This is a genomic window from Croceivirga radicis (assembly GCF_002072105.2).
GTDB lineage: Bacteria > Bacteroidota > Bacteroidia > Flavobacteriales > Flavobacteriaceae > Croceivirga > Croceivirga radicis.
In genome coordinates, this window is sequence record NZ_MTBC01000005.1 from 26,836 (window position 1) to 45,436 (window position 18,601).

An 18,601-nucleotide genomic window follows, 5' to 3' on the forward strand; every position below is an offset into this window, starting at 1 on the left:
TCTGATTTAACGTATGGATATATTTAAGTCTACCCCCTTTGGACACAATCTTTTCCTAAAAAAATGGCTAATCCGTATTTTAGGAATGATAACACATTCTAGATATAAAGGATTTAATAAATTAAAAATTGAAGGTTCTGAAGTGATTCGAAACCTACCAGAGAGAAACGTACTTTTTGTAAGTAACCACCAAACGTATTTTGCAGATGTGGTTGCTATGTTCCATGTTTTTAATGCCGCCTTAAGTGGAAGGGAAGATAACATTAAGAATGTGGCCTATTTATGGAATCCTAAATTGAACTTTTATTACGTTGCAGCCAAGGAAACCATGAAAAAGAACCTTTTGTCCAAAATTTTGGCCTATGCAGGTTCTGTAAGTATAGAACGTACCTGGCGTGCAGATGGCCAAGATGTTAAACGTCAGGTAAAATTGAGTGACATCAGTAATATTGGAGTAGCCCTAAATGATGGTTGGGTAGTAACGTTTCCCCAAGGAACCACAAAACCTTGGAAGCCCTTGCGAAAAGGTACGGCCCACATAATTAAAAGATATAAACCCGTAGTGGTGCCTGTTGTAATAGACGGCTTTAGACGTTCTTTTGATAAGAAAGGATTATACATCAAGAAAAAAGGAATACTTCAATCTATGATTATTAAGGAGCCCCTTAACATAGATTATGAGAACGAAACCATTGATCAAATCATAGAAAAGCTAGAATATGCTATTGAACAGCACCCTTCCTTTTTACGTGTAATACCACAAGAGGAATTAGCAGCATATGAAGAGGACCATCAAAAAAGAAGATATAGTTACAAAGGAGATTCTTAAACCTCTAGCTTTTTTAATTCTTTATAATTTTCTTGTAATCGTTTTAATAGAATACCATAAATAAGACGGTAAAATAGCCAAAGCAATACTCCGGTTACTAGTATGCAGCCAATTACTATTATGCCAATTAAGGCGTAGACCATAAGGGAACTATCAGCTGCGGCCAATTTTTCGTTTAAAGCGGTAAATTCTGGTTCGTAGAAAATTAATTCTGCAGTAACTATGACCAAAGAAATAGCAAAGACAGAAAGACTTACCCAAACATAGGTAACAACCGTTCTTCGTGTTTTTAAAATATTTTTCATCAACGCTCGGGCAGAATCCGTGGTATTTATTTTTTTGTAGTTCAAATAAAACTTAACTATAAAAAATAGCATTATACCGTAGGATAAAACTTCTAAAATGGTATAAAGGGTATTGGTGTTTTTTAATTCTGAGGTGGAAGATTCCCCAACAGGTATCTGGCCAATAAGAATCCAAAAGAGAAATTCAGCAATACTTATGTAGAAAATCCATTTTACAATGGAGCTCGATTTTTTCAAAATCATATTATAGATTTCGTCATAGCTAAGCTTAGGCAAAGAAGCTGTTTTCTTTTGCCAGTCTTTTTTCAATAATTCTAACTCGTCCATCATAGTTTAAGGATTTAAAATGGTCCTTAATTTGTTTTTAACCCTATTCATTTTCACTCTTGCATTTACCTCACTAATACCAAGGGTTTCGGCTATTTCGGCGTAATTTTTATCTTCTAGGTAAAGAAAGACCAAGGCTTTTTCAATATCGCCCAATTCTTTAATGGCATTGTACATTAGCTTCAATTGTTGCTCTTCGGTATCGTCATATTCTTGGGCCTTTATTTTAAATAAAACCGAGTCAAAATCCTGTGTCTTTACTTTCTTCTTTGACTTTCTATAAAGTGTAATAGCAGTGTTTAGTGCCACACGGTACATCCACGTGCTAAACTTGGCTTCTCCTCTAAATTTTGGATAGGCTTTCCATAACTGTATGGTAATTTCCTGGAACAAATCGTTATGGGATTCGCGGTCGTGTGTATATAACGTACACACTTTGTGAACAATATTTTGATTGTTCTCCAATTCCGTAACAAATTGATGTTCCAGGTTTTTACTCACAGTTGGTTGGTGGCTACTTTTATAGTTAGTAGTCTAAAAAGTAAAATTGTTACAACTATTAATCCCTATAATTAAGAGCGGGCGCTCTATCTCCTAGTAATGGTTTGTATACAAAGTTGTTACCTCTTTTTTCTATAAATTCTTTTTTTGATTTTTCTATGATATCGGTATCGCTAAAAAGGTCTATTGCTGTAGCGGTAAGGGTTTTTGCGGCTACCATCATACTTTTTGTGCCAATAGACGTGCCGCCCGCGGCAACGGCTTGCCAACTATGTGCAGGTGTACCAGGAACCCAAGTAGCGGTACTAAAACCTACGGTAGGCACAACAAAACTTACATCACCTACATCTGTAGAACCAAAGGCGCGCGCCTCTTCTTTATACGGTTGTATTATTGCTGCGGTTTGCTCGGCAAGTTGTTCCTTACCAAGCGTTTTACTTATTTTTTCTGCAAACGCCCTTTCTTCTTCTGTATATGTTATACCACCAATAGTAGACAGGTTGTCATGAACTAGTTTTTGTAGGGTAAGGTTGGGTAATAACTCATGGGTACCACCTATCATTTCATAATCCATAGTGGTACCGGTGCCCATTGCGGCGCCTTCAGCTGCTTTTACCATACGGTCAAAAATAGCTATTACCACATCTCTGTTACCGTGTCTGGCATAGTAATAAACCTCTGCAAAATCTGGAACTACATTGGGTGCTTTGCCACCATCTGTTATTACGTAATGTATCCTGGCATCTTGCGGAATGTGTTCTCGCATCATATTTACCATCATATTCATTGCTTCTACACCGTCTAATGCAGAACGACCTCTTTCTGGAGCGCCAGCAGCGTGGGCAGAAACCCCATAAAACCTAAATTTTGCCGATTTATTTGCCAATGCGGCGCCAGCACTAGCTGCATTTTGAGCTCCAGGATGCCAGTGTAAGGCTACATCTACATCATCAAAAATTCCAGAGCGTACCATATAAACTTTTCCGCTACCACCTTCTTCTGCTGGGCAACCATAAAACCTTACCCTACCTTTTGTTTTGGTTTCTTGCAACCAATTTTTAACAGCAATAGCAGCTGCTGTAGAAGCTGTACCAAATAAATGATGACCACAGGCATGACCTGCTTTGCCACCTGCCGGTATTTTTTCCGAAACCGCTTGCTGTGATAATCCTGGGAGGGCATCATATTCACCTAGAATTGCAATAACAGGCCCTTCAGTTCCATATTCTGCCATAAAAGCAGTGGGTATTTCAGCTATGCCAGCCGTAATTTCAAAACCTTCGTTTTTTAAAGTTTCTTGTAATAAAGCCGCGCTTTTTTCTTCTTGATAACCCATTTCTGCCCAATCCCAAATTTGTAGGGCAATTTTGGCATATTCAGAACTTTTGGCATCTAGATTATTTAGAGCACCTTTTTTTGCTTTTTGTGCAATTATAGACATGGGAATCCATAAAAATGCAATAAGTAATACGTGGTAGTTTTTCATAAAGATATTTCTTTGGTTATAGCTTTAAATATAGGCTAAAATCTACTATTCTTTAGTAGGTTAACAGGCTTATTGTTTACCTTTGAGGCAATGAGTTCAATGAATATTCCACAGTCTAGCAACCCCCGCGTAGTTATTATTGGTGGTGGTTTTGCAGGTATTGCCCTTGCCAAGAAACTTAGTAAGCAAGAATTTCAGGTAGTGTTATTAGATCGCCACAATTACCATACGTTTCAACCCCTATTATACCAAGTTTCTACGGGCGGTTTAGAGCCAGATTCTATAGCCTACCCTATACGAAAGGTTTTGCAGGGTTATCCTAATTTTTACTTTAGGTTGGCCGAGGTATTAAAAGTGAATACGGACGTAAATCTTGTAGATACCAACATAGGTTCGCTCAAGTTTGATAAGCTTGTGGTGGCCACGGGTACAGAAACTAACTACTTTGGTAATACTGAGTTGGAAGCGAATAGTATGGCCATGAAAACCATACCACAATCCTTAAATTTAAGAAGTCTTATACTAGAAAATTTTGAGCAAGCTTTATTAACTGACGATTTGCACGAGCGTGAAGCGTTAATGAATTTTGTTATAGTAGGAGGTGGCCCTACGGGAGTAGAGCTTGCAGGAGCTTTAGCAGAAATTAAAAAAGGAATATTACCAAAAGATTATCCAGATTTGGATACCAGAAGAGCCCAAATTAACATTGTACAAGGTGGGGATCGTTTGTTGCCCGCAATGAGTGAAAAGGCCTCTGAAAAAGCGGAAGCCTTTTTGGAAGAATTGGGCGTAAACGTTTGGAAAAAATTGCGGGTAAGTGGTTATGATGGCAAATTGGCCACCACCAATACGGATATCTCATTTAGGACTGAAACTTTGGTTTGGGCCGCAGGGGTTAAAGCAGTTTCTTTAAAAGGATTGGATGGCGAAGCTTTTGTTAGCCGTTCTAAGCGTTTGTTGGTAAATGAATTTCACCAAGTTAAAGGTTTTGACAACATTTATGCCATTGGCGATGTGGCCCAAATGGAATCGGAGGCGTTTCCGCACGGTCATCCAATGATGGCGCAACCAGCCATGCAGCAAGGCGAAAATTTAGGAAACAATTTAGTAGCGGAGTCTAAAGGCAATTCATTAAAACCTTTTAGTTATAGAGATAAAGGTAGTATGGCAACAATTGGTAGGAACAAGGCCGTTGCAGATTTGCCTAAATTTAAGTTTCAAGGTGTATTTGCTTGGTTTGTTTGGATGTTTGTACACCTTTACTTCTTAATTGGCTTTAGAAATAGGGTAGTGGTATTTATTAATTGGGTGTACAATTATATAAAATTTGATAGGGAGGCGCGTTTGATTATACGTCCATTTAAAAACCACTTTAAAACAAAAGAATAGTTTTAGTCTGTACTCCTAGGGTGAAATTTTTCTAACACTTTGGCTAAATGGGTCCTATCTACATGCATGTAAACTTCTGTTGTAGTAATGCTTTCATGGCCAAGCATTTGTTGAATGGCACGTAAATCTGCTCCATTTTCTAAAAGATGGGTAGCAAAAGAATGCCTAAAAGTATGCGGGCTAATAGTTTTCTTTAATCTAATCTTTTCTGCTAATTGCTTAACAATGGTAAAAACCATGGCCCTAGTTAATTGCTTGCCCCTTCGGTTTAAAAATAATATGTCCGTTGCCTCTGGAGCAATAGTTTGATGTACCCGTATTTGCTCCATATAAATTAGAATGTATTTTTTGTTGATGTCTGCAATGGGTACCAATCGTTGTTTATTGCCTTTTCCCGTAACTTGTATAAAATCTTCATCAAAATATAAATCGGATAGTTTTAGATTAATCAGCTCAGATACCCGTAAGCCACAGCCATAAAGTGTCTCAAGTATAGCTCTATTACGTTCACCTTGTGGGTGGGATAAATCAATTGCGGCAATTAGGTCATTAATTTCATTTTCGGATAAGGTATCTGGTAATTTCCTACCAATTTTAGGTGCCTCTATTAAATCTGTAGGGTTGTCTTCTCTAAGGTCTTCAAAAACCAAATAGTTAAAAAAGCTTTTTAAACCCGAAATGATACGTGCCTGTGAACGCTCGTTAACCACCTTGGCAATTTCATAGATAAACTGTTTAAGCATGTCCGTATCTACGGTTAAAGGTAATTCGGTTAGTTTTTTTTCTTCCAGAAAACGAACTAATTTTTCCACGTCCATTACATAATTGGTGATGGAGTTATCTGCCAGTCCTCTTTCTAATTTTAAATAGGTTTTGTATGCTGCCAATGCTTGGTTCCAATTCATGTTTCAAAGATACATGCTAAATTATTCAGCTAAAGGGCACTATACAAACCATCTTTTTTAAAGCTCAAATAATGCTGGTTATAAGGATAAGTTCAAGTACTCTATAATTGTTGTAAAACAAAGGTTGTACTGCTATAGCTCTAAAATTTAAACCTAAAGTATTTTATTATATACCACAAAAAATGAAAAACTGGCAACTTTTATTAGGTAATAGTTTGTAAAGCAAGCATTTTGTGGTAAAATTAATCAACCATGAAAAAACGACTAGTATTATTATTCATTCTTTTAACCACAATTATTGCTGCACACGCGCAAAAAGTAGACCGTTCATTTTTTAAGGCTGGTTTGCAGGTTTCTATGCCATTAGGCGATGCAGGCGATATTTCTAATTTTGGTCTAGGATTGGACCTACAGCAACATTATGGTGTGGATAAGATTTTGGATTTAGGCTTTGCTACGGGTTTCATAAATTACTTTGGCAAAACAGAGACCATTTCTGATGATTTTATTGAAGTAGAAGCAGATTTTCCAAATATTCAGTATTTACCCGTTGCGGGTCTTGTAAGATTGTATGCCTCTAAAGGTTTTAATTTTGGTGCCGATGTTGGTTATGCTTTTGGATTGGATGAAATAACGGAAGGTGGTTTTTATTATAGGCCTACAATAAGTATAGGCATGTCTGATACTTCTGCATTGGAGTTCTCCTACACGGGTATTTCTGATGAGGCGGTAGATTGGTCTTCTGTAAACTTAAGTTTGGTTTTTCTATTTTAAATACTATTTACCCATTTGAATTAAAAAAGGCTCCCATTGGGAGCCTTTTTATTTAAATCTTTTAGTTCTTATACAAAATTATCAGTTAGGATATTGATAAGGTCTATAATAGCCCAAATACCTAAACCTCCAAGTGTTAAGATAAAAAGAATGTTCCATCCTGCAGGTTTTCCTGCATACCATCTATGCGCTGCAAAAAGACCTAAGAAAAACCAGAATGCTACGGCAACCCATTTATCATAAGCCATTGCTGCGGCAACAGGTGTTTCTAGTTCCGCTGTGGAAACTTCAATAATTTCGTTACTTTCGCTGTTTACCACGTGGCGCTTAACAGGAAAAGAAGCACTAACTGTTGTTAATGTGAACACCATTAAGAAAATGGCCATTAAAAATTTTAAATTCATAATTGATAAAAGATTAGTTGAGCTTTAAAAGTACTAAATGAAACATAAAATATTCCCATTTATTTTTATCTTTTTTTTAAATTTTTCAATTTATTCTCAAGAAAATTTCGAATTTCTTGGTTTTCTGACGATTAGGGATACTACCCTTGTTTCGTATAGATTGAATCTAACGTTAAAGGGTAAGAAGGTAAGCGGTTTTTCAGTAACCAATATTGGAGGGCCACACGAAACCAAATCCTATGTATCCGGAAATTATTATCCAGAAAACAATACTTTAAAATTTCAAGAATTTGGAATAGAATACACCAAATCTGATGTAGAAACATATGACTTTTGTTTTGTACATTTTTCTGGTAAAGTAAGTAGCTTAGAAAAGGAAGATATAATCCAAGGACAATTTGTAGGTAGGTATGAAGATGGTTTTGCTTGTATAGACGGGGAATTGAATGTGAAGTCCATTGACAAAATTTACAAAAAGGCGGTTAAGACCGATAAAAAAATCCAGAAATTAAAATCGGTTCCAGACAGTGTTAAAGCAAAAGCTAGCTTAACAAAAACAATAGATGAAAGGCGTTTAAACATGCTCAAGGCCAATGAGAAAACCTCAATCTTTACCAAAAGTAAGCATATAGTGCTCAGGGTTGTAGACGTAGGAAAAGAAGATGGCGACCAAATTTCTATTTATCTTGATGATGCCGTACTGCTGAAAAATAAAGAAGTAACTAATAAAAGTTATACTTTATCCGTGAATTTGGAAAAACCGATTACTACTCTTAAGATTGTTGCTCAAAATGAGGGAACAATTGCGCCCAATACGGCCAAATTAGAAGTGGAAATAGATAATAGGGTTATAGAATTAATGAGCAATCTAAAAGAAGGTGAGCAAACCAGTTTAAGCTTTCATAAAATAAAAGAATGAAACTAATTATAATTAATGGTCCCAATTTAAATCTCTTGGGCAAAAGAGAGCCAGAGGTTTACGGTAGCAAAACGTTCGAGGATTATTTTTCTGAACTTCAGTTTAAATTTAAAAATACCCAATTAGAATATTACCAAAGCAACATTGAGGGCGAACTAATAGATAAAATACAAGAAGTTGGTTTTGATTATGACGGTATAATTTTGAATGCTGCCGCATACACTCATACTTCCGTGGGTATTGGAGATGCTATTAAAGCCATAACCACCCCTGTGGTAGAGGTTCACATTTCCAATACATTTTCTAGAGAAGAGTTTAGGCACCAATCCTACATATCTCCGGTGGCCAAAGGCGTTATCTTAGGGTTTGGGCTCAATAGTTACGATTTAGCTATTACAAGCTTTTTACTGTAGGTCTTTAAGGTATTTCTGGTCTACATAAAAAGTGCCAAATGGTAATAAGGAGGCAATAAAGAATATAATAAACCTTTTTATGCTCCATTTGTATTGGTAACAAACCAACCCTGCTAAAACCACAAAGAGAATAAAAAGAACGCCATGTGCCATACCTACATGTTTGTTGGGTGCTCCAATATTGGCCCAGTATTTTAAAGGCATGGTAAATGCAAACAACAACAAATAGGATATTCCTTCTAAAATAGCAGTTAGTCTAAAGGCTTTAATCATAGTTTTTATATTAAAAACCGCCAAGTAGAAATGTACTTGGCGGTTTTGTTTTTCTATTACTTATATGTTTTTATAAGTGAATTACTTCGTCATAAGCAGCAGCAACAGCTTCCATAACCGCTTCGCTCATAGTAGGGTGTGGGTGTACCGCTTTTAATACTTCATGGCCGGTAGTTTCTAGTTTTCTAGCTACAACGGCTTCGGCAATCATATCGGTTACACCAGCACCAATCATATGGCAACCCAACCATTCTCCATACTTTGCATCAAAAATTACTTTTACAAAACCTTCGGCGTTACCACCAGCTTTTGCTTTTCCGCTTGCAGAGAATGGAAATTTACCCACTTTTATTTCGTAACCTTTTTCTTTGGCTTGCTTTTCCGTAAGACCAACAGATGCAATTTCTGGCATGCAATAGGTACAACCTGGTATATTGCCGTAATCCAATGCTTCTACATGCATCCCGGCAATTTTCTCTACACATAAAATACCTTCTGCAGAAGCTACGTGAGCCAATGCAGGTCCTGGGGTAACATCACCAATGGCATAATAACCCGGGATATTGGTCTGGTAATAATCATTAACCAATATTTTATCTCTATCTGTAGCAATGCCTACGTCTTCTAATCCTATATTTTCAATATTGGTTTTGATACCAACAGCAGAAAGTACAATATCTGCCTCTAGAACTTCTTCTCCTTTTGCCGTTTTTACGGTAGCTTTTACGCCATCACCACTTGTATCAACCTTAGTAACTTCAGCGTTGGTTTTTATTTTAATTCCTGATTTTTTGAAGCTACGTTCTAATTGTTTGGATACCTCTTCGTCCTCTACGGGAACAACATTTGGCATGTACTCCACAACGGTTACTTCTGTACCCAAAGAATTGTAAACGTAGGCAAACTCCATTCCTATGGCGCCACTACCCACAACAATCATTTTCTTAGGTTGTTTTTTTAAGGTCATGGCTTCTCTATAGCCAATAACTTTTTTGCCATCTTGTGGTAAGCTTGGCAATTCTCTACTTCTTGCACCCGTTGCAATAATAATATGGTCTGCACTATAGGTTGCCGCATCGCCATTTTCTCCTTTTACAATAACCTTTTTGCCTGGCTGTACCATGCCGTAACCGTTCAAAACTTCAATTTTGTTCTTCTTCATTAAGAATTGAACTCCCTTGCTCATTCCTTCGGCAACGTTTCTACTACGGTCTATAACCTTATCAAAATCATGTTCTACTTTTTTGGCACTTAGACCATAATCTTCTGCATGCTTTAAATATTCAAAAACCTGAGCAGATTTTATCAATGCTTTTGTAGGTATACACCCCCAGTTTAAACAAACACCTCCTAGGCTTTCTTTTTCTACAATGGCGGTTTTTAAACCAAGTTGAGAAGCACGGATTGCAGTTACGTAACCTCCAGGTCCGCTTCCTAAAACTATAACATCGAATTTGCTCATTGATTTACTTATTTAAGTTGTCTTTAAAAATCGATTGCAAAGATAATGAACTAAGACAAGATATTGGGCATTGTTGGGTCAAGGTTAATGGTAATTAATAAACTTATCTTTTCTTATTACTCTTTGTAAACATTTATTGCAGTGACAATAGCGTTTTAGTTCATACTCGTACAAAAAAAGCTCGCCTTAAGCGAGCTTTTATAACTTCTACCAAGAATTATCAATTATTCATCTTTCTTAAAATCTAGACTTAAACTATTTATACAATAACGTTGCCCAGTTGTTTCTCTGGGGCCATCGTTAAAAACATGCCCTAAATGTCCACCGCAATTTGCACACAATGTTTCGGTTCTAATCATTCCGTGAGATGTGTCTCTAATGTATTCTATGGCACCTTCTACCGCTTGATCAAAAGAGGGCCATCCACAACCACTTTCGAACTTATTGTTACTTTCAAAAAGTTTTGCCCCACATGCCTTGCAGTGGTAATCGCCATCTTCAAAGTGTAAGTTATAAGTGCCGGTAAACGGACGTTCTGTACCTTTTTGACGCAATACGTAATAAGCGTCTGGGTCTAATTCTTTCTGCCAATCTGCCTCTGATTTATCTATAGGGTACTTTTTCATGCTAAAACTTTTTTAAGAAGATGGAACAAAATCTAGTGCGGCACCATTAATGCAATGTCTTTCTCCGGTAGGTTCTGGGCCGTCCTTGAAAACATGCCCTAAATGACCGCCGCAAGTTGCACAATGTTCTTCTGTACGGGCGTAGCCAATTTTATAATCGGTATCAAAACCTACATTGCCCTCTATTTCTTGATAAAAACTAGGCCATCCTGTACCCGACTTGTATTTGTGTTCGCTTTTGAACAAAGGTGTTTGGCAAGCGGCACAGACGTAAGTTCCTTTTTCTTTGTTCTCTAGCAATTCACTGGTAAACGCATTTTCCGTACCTGCTCTTCTAAGAACATAATATTCCATGTCTGTGAGCTCCTTGCGCCATTCCGCATCTGTTTTGGAAACTTTATACTTTTTTACATCTTTTTTTTCTTCAGAATCTTTTTTTTGCGAGATGCCGTTGCATGCAGTAAGAATTCCAAATACGATTACAGCTAATTTTTTTCCCATCTTTTTCTTTTTCAATATGTCGTATTAACAGGCTTGTCCTTTCAATAAAAAGGAAAACCACACTTTATTTACGTAAAAATAACAAGTGTGGTTTTAAATTATATGTTTGTTAAAGCCTTAATTTACACTAACCTTCTCAATAGTGTTCACGTTTTGATTAAGCGCGTTCATTACACTGTTAAAGTCCGCCGGGTTAAAATCTTCGCTGTTGGCAAACTCAGCAGGCACAACTGCTATTCTAAATACCTGATTTTGGGTGTCTCCGGCTTGTAACGTGCCCAGGTCAAAATCTGACTCCAAAAATAGACTTACATCTAAAAAAGTATGGTCGTAGTTGTACAGCAGTAAGCCTTGGTCAAGAATCCTGGTTTGTGGCATTGGTCTCCAAACCGGAATATTTCCATTTGGGTCTTCAATTTCTTCCCAAAGTAGATAGACCAGAACAACGTCAGATTCAAAAACCTCGATACCATCATCTGCAAATGTGTACAATAAAGAGTAGTTGTTTTCTGGGGTAAAAGACCCTTGTATTTCTACTACTTGTCCTAATATATTTATGCCATCAGCACCATCTAAACCATCCAATCCGTCAAAACCATCCCTGCCAGGAGGTCCTTCGGGTCCTTGACAACCAAATGCCAGTAATGCTATTGTAAAAATTCCTAAAAGTGATTTCAATTTTGTCATTGTGTATTGATTTAATGATTTGTAATGTGTTGTTTGCTTGTTTATTTGGAAAAACAAATATCGTTCCAAAAATTTTACCTAAGCTTTGCAGTCTAAGTTTTACTATCTTGTGTAAAGTTGTATAATATTGTAAATCTTTAATCTCATCTTTATGGCAAATGTTTTACCGCATAGTTTTTTTACGGAATTTGATATTAATCTTTTTAAAGCGGGAAAGCATTTTAGACTTTACAACAAATTAGGCTCCCATATAACTACTTTAGAGGGCGTTGGGGGCGTTTATTTTGCAGTTTGGGCGCCATCTGCTAAAGCAGTTTCCGTAGTGGGGAACTTCAATAATTGGGATGCTGGTACACACCAATTAATGGTGCGTTGGGACAGTAGTGGTATTTGGGAAGGATTTATACCCCACATTAAAAAAGGAGAAATTTATAAATATAAAATAGAAGCCCATAATGGTGCCGTAACGGAAAAGGCCGATCCTTTTGCCCGTTATTGCGAACATCCTCCAAAAACAGCATCTGTGGTATGGCAGGCAGATTATTCTTGGAAAGACCAAGATTGGATGCATACCAGGGCCAACTACAATGCATTAGACAAACCATATTCCGTTTACGAGGTGCATCTGGGATCTTGGAAACGAAATGCGGACAACTCATTTTTATCTTACAAGCAACTTGCTACGGATTTGGTGGCCTATGTTAAAAAAATGGGGTTTACCCATGTAGAGTTTATGCCTATCATGGAATACCCTTATGACCCTTCTTGGGGCTATCAATTAACAGGTTATTATGCACCTACTTCCCGTTTTGGGGCACCAGAAGAGTTTAAGGAATTGGTAGATGCCTTGCATGCGGCAGGTATTGGGGTAATATTGGATTGGGTTCCCTCTCATTTTCCTGAAGATGCCCATGGACTGGGTTATTTTGATGGATCACACCTATACGAGCACCCAGATCGGCGCAAAGGCTATCACCCAGATTGGAAAAGTTTAATTTTTAATTACGGCCGTAACGAGGTTAGGGCATTTTTAATAAGCAATGCCGTTTTTTGGCTAGATCAATACCATATTGATGGCTTAAGGGTAGATGCCGTTGCCTCCATGCTTTATTTAGATTATTCCAGGGAAGAAGGGGAATGGGAACCAAATATGTATGGTAATAATGAACATTTGGAGGCCATGTCTTTTATTAGGGAGATGAATGCTGAGGTCTACGCCAGTTTTGAAGGAATACAAACCATAGCAGAAGAATCTACCGCGTTTACAGGCGTATCTAAACCGGTACATTTAGGAGGCTTGGGATTTGGTATGAAGTGGATGATGGGGTGGATGCACGATACCTTAGAGTACTTTAAAAAAGAACCTATATACAGAAGGCATCACCAAAACGATTTAACCTTTAGCATGACCTATGCGTTTACCGAAAATTTTATGCTGCCTTTTTCTCATGATGAGGTGGTCTACGGTAAACAATCTTTGATATATAGAATGCCCGGAGATGAATGGCAACGTTTTGCCAATTTAAGGTTGCTCTTTGGGTACATGTTTACCCATCCTGGTGCTAATTTAATTTTTATGGGTGGGGAGTTTGGCCAAACTGCCGAATGGAATTTTCAACAAAGTTTAGATTGGCATTTAACCCAATATGATTTTCATAGTGGCATCCAAAAACTAATTCAAGATCTAAATAAATTATATAAAAAAGAACCCGCATTATATCAAAAGCAGTTTAGTCCAGATGGTTTTGAATGGATAGAATGGAATGATGCGGAAAACTCGGTACTTTCCTATATACGAAAAGGAAATACAAAAGAAGAACAAGTAATAATTATAGGCAACTTTACTCCGGTACCTAGAGAAAAGTATAAATTGGGCGTGCCAAACAATACAACACTAAAATTGCTGTTTAATAGCGATGATAAAGCATATGGAGGTAGTGGAATAGGAAAGAAAACCGCAAAACCCAGTGTACAAGGTTGGCACGGTAGGCCTAATAGCGTAGAATTAAACCTACCACCGTTAGGAATCTTGGTCTATAAGCAGTAATCGTGTTAACTATAACGTTTTAGTTGTAAATGAGTTATAAAGTTGCTTTCCGGTGTCATGGGAAAACACTTTTTTTGTTAGTATATAAAATCATTAGCCTATGATTACCAATACAGAAGTTGAAAAAAGGGGCAATCAGTTTCCCAACAATATAATCGATTTTAAGCACGATAATGAAAAGGTTTATTTTACCACCCAGAATGGTGTGTTATTGGAAATTACCATTCTTAGGGATAGTATGGTGCGTTTTAGATATGCAACGGAATTTGCTTTTGAACCAGATTTCTCCTACGCAATAAGTTCAGAGGTTAATACGGGTTATAATGAATTAGAAGTAGAAGAAAAAGATACCTCTTTTACTATAGCAACATCCAAGGTTGTTATACGTGTAGCCAAGAAGAACCTTAAAATTACCATCTCAGATTTAGAAGGTAATATTATAAACCAAGACGATAACGGCTTCCATTGGGAAGAGAATTTTGATTACGGTGGCAATGTGGTTAAAATGACCAAGGTTACCCAGTCTGGAGAAAGCTTTTATGGAGGCGGCGACAAAGCCTCCCATACCAATTTAAAAGGAAAAAGAATTTCTAACTGGGTTACGGATTCTTATGCCTATGGCAAAGACCAAGAGCCGTTATATAAGTCCATACCCTTTTACATAGGTTTACATAACGAAAAGGCCTACGGAATTTTCTTTGATAATTCCTTTGGTACATATTTTGATTTTGCGCATGAGCGTAGAAACTTAACCAGTTTTTGGGCAGACGGTGGAGAAATGAACTATTATTTCTTTTACGGTCCTAAAATTTCGCAAGTTGTAGAAGCTTACACGGACTTAACTGGGGTGCCAGAATTGCCACCCATGTGGGCTTTGGGTTTTCATCAATCAAAATGGAGTTATTACCCAGAAAGCAAGGTCAAAGAGGTATCAAAAACATTTAGGGATTTAAAAATACCTTGTGATGCTATCTATCTAGACATTGATTATATGGATGGTTTTAGGTGTTTTACTTGGGATAATCAAAAGTTTCCAGACCCTAAACGAATGATAGATGAATTAGAGAAAGATGGTTTTAAAACCATAACCATGATAGACCCGGGCTTAAAAATAGACCGTGAGTACGACATCTACCAGCAAGCCATGGAAAACGATTTTTTCTGTAAGCGAGCAGACGGACCACATTTTAAAGGCAAGGTATGGCCTGGAGAATGTAAGTTTCCAGATTTTACCAATCCAAAAGTAAGGGAGTGGTGGGCAACACTTTATAAAGAAATGATTGCCGATATGGGGGTACATGGTGTATGGAACGATATGAACGAACCTGCCATTATGGAGGTGCCCACTAAAACGGCCAATTTAGATGTTCGCCATGATTATGATGGGCATCCGTGTAGTCATAGAAAAGCACACAATGTGTATGGCATGCAAATGGTTAGGGCAACGTATAATGGTGTCAAAAAATACACTTTCCCAAAGCGTCCTTTTGTATTAACAAGGGCAGCGTATTCTGGAACACAACGGTACTGTGCTACGTGGACCGGAGATAATGTGGCTACTTGGGAACATTTATGGATCGCAAACGTACAGATGCAACGCATGTGTATGAGTGGTTATTCCTTTGTAGGTTCAGATATTGGTGGTTTTGCAGAACAACCTAATGGCGAATTGTTTGCCAGGTGGATTCAGTTAGGGGTATTTCATCCTTTTTGTAGGGTACACAGTAGCGGAGATCATGGAGATCAAGAGCCTTGGTCTTTTGGTGAGGAAGTTACCAACATTGTACGTAAGTTTATAGAATTGCGCTATGAGCTATTACCTTATTTATATACCGCCTTCTACAAGTATATAGAAAATGGTGTGCCAATGTTACAATCTTTGGTGTATTATGATCAAGCGGATACACAAACGCATTTTAGAACGGACGAGTTTTTATTTGGCGAACAAATACTGGTTTGTCCAGTGCAAGAACCAAATTCGCAAGGTAGAAGAATGTACGTGCCAAAAGGGAAGTGGTATAATTATTGGACAGATGAGTTGGTAGAGGGCGGCGTGGAAAAATGGGTTTCAGCACCGTTAGACCGCATTCCACTTTTTATCAAAGAAGGCGCAATGATACCTAAATATCCGGTACAACAGTATGTGGGCGAGAAAAAGCTAACAGAACTAAAAATTGACGTTTATTTTAAAGAAGGAAAAGAAGATTCTGTTATTTACGAAGACCAATTAGAAGGTTTTGATTATAAAAAAGGTAGGTATAGTTTAAGAAACTTTAGATTATTAGGAAAGCCCAATGAGCTTATCATACAGCAATTTAAAGATGGCTCTTTTACAACCACCTATGAGAATTTTAAAATTCAGTTTCATGGTTTACCCTTTAAAATAAAAGAAATTGAAGTAGACAATGAAGTGGTAAGTTTTGAGTCCTTGAAGTTTAACGGCAATAATGCAATAGAAGTTAGTAAGGATATGACGGCAATACACTTGATTGGCGAATAAAAAATTGTAAATTACCATTAAACACAAATATACCATTATGAAGAAGATAGGTCTAACCCTATTGGTTTTTATAGGCGTAATTGCCTGTAAGACCAATCCATTTACGGGTAAGAAAATGTTGAACTTTTATGGAAATCAACAAATTTTCCCCATGGCTTTTGCCCAGTACGATCAGTTTTTAGAAGAAAACAAAGTAATTACCGGTACTGCAGAAGCAAAAATGATTACTACGGTAGGGCAACGTATTGCCACCGCCGCTGAACGTTGGTTAAATGCCAATGGCTACCCCGGTTATCTTAAAGATTATAAATGGGAGTATAACTTAGTTAATGATGAAACGGTAAACGCTTGGTGCATGCCAGGGGGTAAAATAGTTTTTTACACCGGTATTTTACCTATTTGTCAAGGAGAAACAGGGGTTGCAGTGGTTATGGGGCACGAAGTGGCACACGCCTTGGCTGATCATGGGGCCCAACGTATGAGCGCAGGTACATTGCAACAAATTGGCGCAGTAGCTGGTAATGTTGCCATCCAAGACCCCCAAAAGCGAAATATGTTCAATCAGGCATATGGCATTGGTTCTCAATTAGGTGTTATGTTGCCATTTAGTAGGAGCCATGAAACAGAAGCAGACCGTATAGGATTGCAAATAATGGCTATTGCAGGATACAATCCTGATGAGGCAGCAGAACTTTGGAAACGTATGAAGGCTAAGAGTGGAGGGCAAGCCCCGCCAGAATTCATGAGTACGCACCCTTCCAACGATACCCGTATTTCCAATTTAACCCAATGGGCACCTGCTGCTAAACAAGAGGCGGCTAAATTTGGGGTTACATCCTTTAAGTAAGAAAACAATTCTTTATATTGAAAGCTGCTTAAAAAGCAGCTTTTATTTTTTATAACATGACCGAAGTTTTAGCATTAAAAGGAGAAAAAAAATTACTAAATGCTTGGGCCTTTTATGATTGGGCCAATTCTGTTTATAGTTTGGTAATATCATCTGCTATTTTCCCAATTTTTTATGGCGCACTTTTTAGAGTTGCGAATATTGACAAGGTAGCTGTTTTTGGTTTTGAAATAGCAAGAGCACCCTTGATTAGCTATGTTACCTCTGCCGCTTTTGTTTTTATTGCTATTGTTACGCCATTAGTTTCTGGTATAGCGGACTATTTGGGTAACAAAAAGATGTTCTTAAAATTCTTTTGCTATTTAGGTGCACTTTCCTGTGCCGGCCTGTATTGGTTTTCTTTAGAGAACATTTACTTTGGTTTAGTCTGTTATTTTTTTGGTTTGGTAGGCTTTTGGGTAAGTTTTGCCATAAATAATTCGTATTTGCCAGATATAGCTTTTCCAGAGCAGCAAGATCGTATAAGTGCAAAAGGCTTTTCCTTGGGTTATATTGGTAGTGTTATTCTGTTGTTGGTTAATCTTGCTATGGTTATGAAGCCAGAAGTATTTGGTATAACGGATAGTTCTGCAACTGGTGGTGATGTTGCTGAGGTTAAGGCTATGAAGTATTCTTTTGTAACTGTTGGTTTTTGGTGGGCATTGTTTAGTCAATATACCTTTAAACACCTACCTAATGGTTTTAAAAAAGAAGGTGCGCGAAAAAATGTAATCTTAAATGGATTTTTAGAATTAAAAGGTGTTTGGGGCCAATTAACAGAAATGCCTAGCCTTAAAAGGTACTTAGGAGCCTTTTTTGTTTATAGTATGGCGGTGCAAACCGTAATGCTTATTGCAACCTATTTTGGTGAGGAGGAAATACAATGGGGTACGGATAGTGAACGAACCACAGGTTTGATTATTAGTATTTTAGTAATTCAAATTGTTGCGGTTTTGGGGGCTTCCGTTACTGCTTGGTGTTCCAAGCAGTTTGGCAATATAAAAACCTTGGTAACAATTAATATATTTTGGTTGGGCCTATGTGTGTACGCCTTTTTCTTGATTACACCTATGGATTTTTATATTGCAGCCGGTCTTGTAGGTTTGGTCATGGGGGGTATACAAGCACTATCTAGATCTACCTATTCAAAATTTTTGCCAGACACTACGGATACTACTTCGTTTTTTAGTTTTTACGATGTTGCGGAGAAGATAGGAATTGTAATTGGTACGTTATTATACGGTTTAGTTGCACAGATTACTGGTAGCATGCGCAATGCTATTATCTTTTTAGGTGTATTCTTTTTGGTAGGAGCTTTTTTGTTGACCAGGGTAGAAAAAAAGCCCCAATCCAAAGATTAGGGCTTC

The 18,601-nt window shown here is 37.5% G+C and carries 19 protein-coding genes; 9 read left to right on the top strand and 10 right to left on the bottom strand.

What is annotated here, in order from left to right:
* Positions 1 to 13 precede the first annotated feature (13 nt).
* Positions 14 to 829 carry a lysophospholipid acyltransferase family protein gene (locus BUL40_RS08895; protein ID WP_010519768.1) on the top strand — a complete coding sequence of 272 codons (816 nt, stop codon included), beginning with the start codon at positions 14 to 16 and terminating at the stop codon, positions 827 to 829.
* On the opposite strand, the gene BUL40_RS08900 is transcribed toward BUL40_RS08895, so the two are convergent.
* Genes BUL40_RS08900 through BUL40_RS08910 form a run of 3 tightly spaced genes read right to left on the bottom strand, consistent with a single transcriptional unit; the run spans position 826 to position 3,448 of the window.
* A complete protein-coding gene (locus BUL40_RS08900) occupies positions 826 to 1,464 on the bottom strand; it encodes a hypothetical protein (protein ID WP_080318974.1) in 639 nt (212 codons plus the stop codon). The genes BUL40_RS08895 and BUL40_RS08900 overlap by 4 nt on opposite strands.
* A 3-nt stretch (positions 1,465 to 1,467) precedes the next feature.
* A complete protein-coding gene (locus BUL40_RS08905) occupies positions 1,468 to 1,962 on the bottom strand; it encodes an RNA polymerase sigma factor (protein ID WP_010519766.1) in 495 nt (164 codons plus the stop codon).
* A 58-nt stretch (positions 1,963 to 2,020) separates the two neighbouring features.
* Positions 2,021 to 3,448: an amidohydrolase gene (locus tag BUL40_RS08910; protein WP_080318975.1), complete on the bottom strand. Its 1,428-nt coding sequence runs from the start codon at positions 3,446 to 3,448 to the stop codon at positions 2,021 to 2,023.
* Positions 3,449 to 3,547: 99 nt separating this feature from the next.
* Here BUL40_RS08910 and BUL40_RS08915 point away from each other — a divergent pair, with 99 nt between their 5' ends.
* The gene (locus tag BUL40_RS08915; RefSeq protein WP_010519764.1) at positions 3,548 to 4,837 is read left to right on the top strand and encodes an NAD(P)/FAD-dependent oxidoreductase; all 1,290 of its coding nucleotides are present in this window, start codon (positions 3,548 to 3,550) and stop codon (positions 4,835 to 4,837) included.
* 2 nt (positions 4,838 to 4,839) lie between these two features.
* Here BUL40_RS08915 and xerD read toward each other — a convergent pair whose 3' ends face one another.
* Positions 4,840 to 5,742, bottom strand: a complete 903-nt coding sequence (xerD, locus tag BUL40_RS08920; protein ID WP_080318976.1) for a site-specific tyrosine recombinase XerD — start codon at positions 5,740 to 5,742, stop codon at positions 4,840 to 4,842.
* A gap of 252 nt (positions 5,743 to 5,994) precedes the next feature.
* On the opposite strand from xerD, the gene BUL40_RS08925 reads away from it, so the two are divergent.
* Complete coding sequence (locus BUL40_RS08925; RefSeq protein ID WP_010519762.1) at positions 5,995 to 6,516, top strand: hypothetical protein; 522 nt, start codon at positions 5,995 to 5,997, stop codon at positions 6,514 to 6,516.
* Between the two features lie 68 nt (positions 6,517 to 6,584).
* On the opposite strand, the gene BUL40_RS08930 is transcribed toward BUL40_RS08925, so the two are convergent.
* Positions 6,585 to 6,920 (bottom strand): TM2 domain-containing protein, encoded by a 336-nt coding sequence (locus BUL40_RS08930; protein WP_010519761.1) that lies wholly within the window; start codon positions 6,918 to 6,920, stop codon positions 6,585 to 6,587.
* Positions 6,921 to 6,957: 37 nt separating this feature from the next.
* Between BUL40_RS08930 and BUL40_RS08935 the strand changes: the two genes are divergently transcribed.
* Together BUL40_RS08935 and aroQ are read left to right on the top strand one after the other, a co-directional pair.
* Positions 6,958 to 7,839, top strand: a complete 882-nt coding sequence (locus BUL40_RS08935; protein WP_080318977.1) for a hypothetical protein — start codon at positions 6,958 to 6,960, stop codon at positions 7,837 to 7,839.
* Positions 7,836 to 8,252 (top strand): type II 3-dehydroquinate dehydratase, encoded by a 417-nt coding sequence (gene aroQ / locus BUL40_RS08940; protein WP_080318978.1) that lies wholly within the window; start codon positions 7,836 to 7,838, stop codon positions 8,250 to 8,252. The genes BUL40_RS08935 and aroQ overlap by 4 nt, the downstream gene beginning before the upstream one ends.
* On the opposite strand, the gene BUL40_RS08945 is transcribed toward aroQ, so the two are convergent.
* From BUL40_RS08945 to BUL40_RS08965, 5 genes are all read right to left on the bottom strand, one after another.
* Entirely contained in the window at positions 8,244 to 8,525 is a 282-nt protein-coding gene (locus tag BUL40_RS08945) for a DUF3817 domain-containing protein (protein ID WP_080318979.1), read from the bottom strand. The genes aroQ and BUL40_RS08945 overlap by 9 nt on opposite strands.
* A 70-nt stretch (positions 8,526 to 8,595) precedes the next feature.
* Complete coding sequence (gene lpdA / locus BUL40_RS08950) at positions 8,596 to 9,987, bottom strand: dihydrolipoyl dehydrogenase (RefSeq protein WP_010519757.1); 1,392 nt, start codon at positions 9,985 to 9,987, stop codon at positions 8,596 to 8,598.
* Between the two features lie 224 nt (positions 9,988 to 10,211).
* Complete coding sequence (gene msrB, locus BUL40_RS08955; protein ID WP_080318980.1) at positions 10,212 to 10,613, bottom strand: peptide-methionine (R)-S-oxide reductase MsrB; 402 nt, start codon at positions 10,611 to 10,613, stop codon at positions 10,212 to 10,214.
* 12 nt (positions 10,614 to 10,625) lie between these two features.
* Positions 10,626 to 11,114, bottom strand: a complete 489-nt coding sequence (gene msrB / locus BUL40_RS08960; protein ID WP_080319124.1) for a peptide-methionine (R)-S-oxide reductase MsrB — start codon at positions 11,112 to 11,114, stop codon at positions 10,626 to 10,628.
* A 117-nt stretch (positions 11,115 to 11,231) separates the two neighbouring features.
* On the bottom strand, positions 11,232 to 11,801 hold the full coding sequence (locus BUL40_RS08965) for a collagen-like protein (protein ID WP_080318981.1): 570 nt from the start codon (positions 11,799 to 11,801) through the stop codon (positions 11,232 to 11,234).
* Positions 11,802 to 11,952: 151 nt separating this feature from the next.
* Here BUL40_RS08965 and glgB point away from each other — a divergent pair, with 151 nt between their 5' ends.
* The 4 genes from glgB (at position 11,953) to BUL40_RS08985 (ending at position 18,595) form a co-directional block, all read left to right on the top strand.
* Complete coding sequence (gene glgB, locus BUL40_RS08970) at positions 11,953 to 13,848, top strand: 1,4-alpha-glucan branching protein GlgB (RefSeq protein WP_080318982.1); 1,896 nt, start codon at positions 11,953 to 11,955, stop codon at positions 13,846 to 13,848.
* Between the two features lie 100 nt (positions 13,849 to 13,948).
* The gene (locus BUL40_RS08975; protein ID WP_080318983.1) at positions 13,949 to 16,348 is read left to right on the top strand and encodes a glycoside hydrolase family 31 protein; all 2,400 of its coding nucleotides are present in this window, start codon (positions 13,949 to 13,951) and stop codon (positions 16,346 to 16,348) included.
* A gap of 37 nt (positions 16,349 to 16,385) precedes the next feature.
* Positions 16,386 to 17,195: a M48 family metallopeptidase gene (locus BUL40_RS08980; RefSeq protein WP_010519751.1), complete on the top strand. Its 810-nt coding sequence runs from the start codon at positions 16,386 to 16,388 to the stop codon at positions 17,193 to 17,195.
* Positions 17,196 to 17,251: 56 nt separating this feature from the next.
* A complete protein-coding gene (locus BUL40_RS08985) occupies positions 17,252 to 18,595 on the top strand; it encodes an MFS transporter (RefSeq protein WP_080318984.1) in 1,344 nt (447 codons plus the stop codon).
* The last annotated feature ends 6 nt before the right edge of the window (positions 18,596 to 18,601 follow it).

Excerpts from the sequence above, each read along its gene's own strand:
- lpdA (WP_010519757.1), bottom strand. The coding sequence starts at position 9,987 with ATGAGCAAATTCGATGTTATAGTTTTAGGAAGCGGACCTGGAGGTTAC.
- BUL40_RS08910 (WP_080318975.1), bottom strand. The coding sequence starts at position 3,448 with ATGAAAAACTACCACGTATTACTTATTGCATTTTTATGGATTCCCATG.
- BUL40_RS08895 (WP_010519768.1), top strand. The coding sequence starts at position 14 with ATGGATATATTTAAGTCTACCCCCTTTGGACACAATCTTTTCCTAAAA.
- BUL40_RS08915 (WP_010519764.1), top strand. The coding sequence starts at position 3,548 with ATGAATATTCCACAGTCTAGCAACCCCCGCGTAGTTATTATTGGTGGT.
- BUL40_RS08945 (WP_080318979.1), bottom strand. The coding sequence starts at position 8,525 with ATGATTAAAGCCTTTAGACTAACTGCTATTTTAGAAGGAATATCCTAT.
- aroQ (WP_080318978.1), top strand. The coding sequence starts at position 7,836 with ATGAAACTAATTATAATTAATGGTCCCAATTTAAATCTCTTGGGCAAA.
- BUL40_RS08985 (WP_080318984.1), top strand. The coding sequence starts at position 17,252 with ATGACCGAAGTTTTAGCATTAAAAGGAGAAAAAAAATTACTAAATGCT.
- BUL40_RS08980 (WP_010519751.1), top strand. The coding sequence starts at position 16,386 with ATGAAGAAGATAGGTCTAACCCTATTGGTTTTTATAGGCGTAATTGCC.
- BUL40_RS08935 (WP_080318977.1), top strand. The coding sequence starts at position 6,958 with ATGAAACATAAAATATTCCCATTTATTTTTATCTTTTTTTTAAATTTT.
- BUL40_RS08900 (WP_080318974.1), bottom strand. The coding sequence starts at position 1,464 with ATGATGGACGAGTTAGAATTATTGAAAAAAGACTGGCAAAAGAAAACA.
- msrB (WP_080318980.1), bottom strand. The coding sequence starts at position 10,613 with ATGAAAAAGTACCCTATAGATAAATCAGAGGCAGATTGGCAGAAAGAA.
- xerD (WP_080318976.1), bottom strand. The coding sequence starts at position 5,742 with ATGAATTGGAACCAAGCATTGGCAGCATACAAAACCTATTTAAAATTA.
- BUL40_RS08925 (WP_010519762.1), top strand. The coding sequence starts at position 5,995 with ATGAAAAAACGACTAGTATTATTATTCATTCTTTTAACCACAATTATT.
- glgB (WP_080318982.1), top strand. The coding sequence starts at position 11,953 with ATGGCAAATGTTTTACCGCATAGTTTTTTTACGGAATTTGATATTAAT.
- BUL40_RS08965 (WP_080318981.1), bottom strand. The coding sequence starts at position 11,801 with ATGACAAAATTGAAATCACTTTTAGGAATTTTTACAATAGCATTACTG.
- BUL40_RS08930 (WP_010519761.1), bottom strand. The coding sequence starts at position 6,920 with ATGAATTTAAAATTTTTAATGGCCATTTTCTTAATGGTGTTCACATTA.
- msrB (WP_080319124.1), bottom strand. The coding sequence starts at position 11,114 with ATGGGAAAAAAATTAGCTGTAATCGTATTTGGAATTCTTACTGCATGC.
- BUL40_RS08975 (WP_080318983.1), top strand. The coding sequence starts at position 13,949 with ATGATTACCAATACAGAAGTTGAAAAAAGGGGCAATCAGTTTCCCAAC.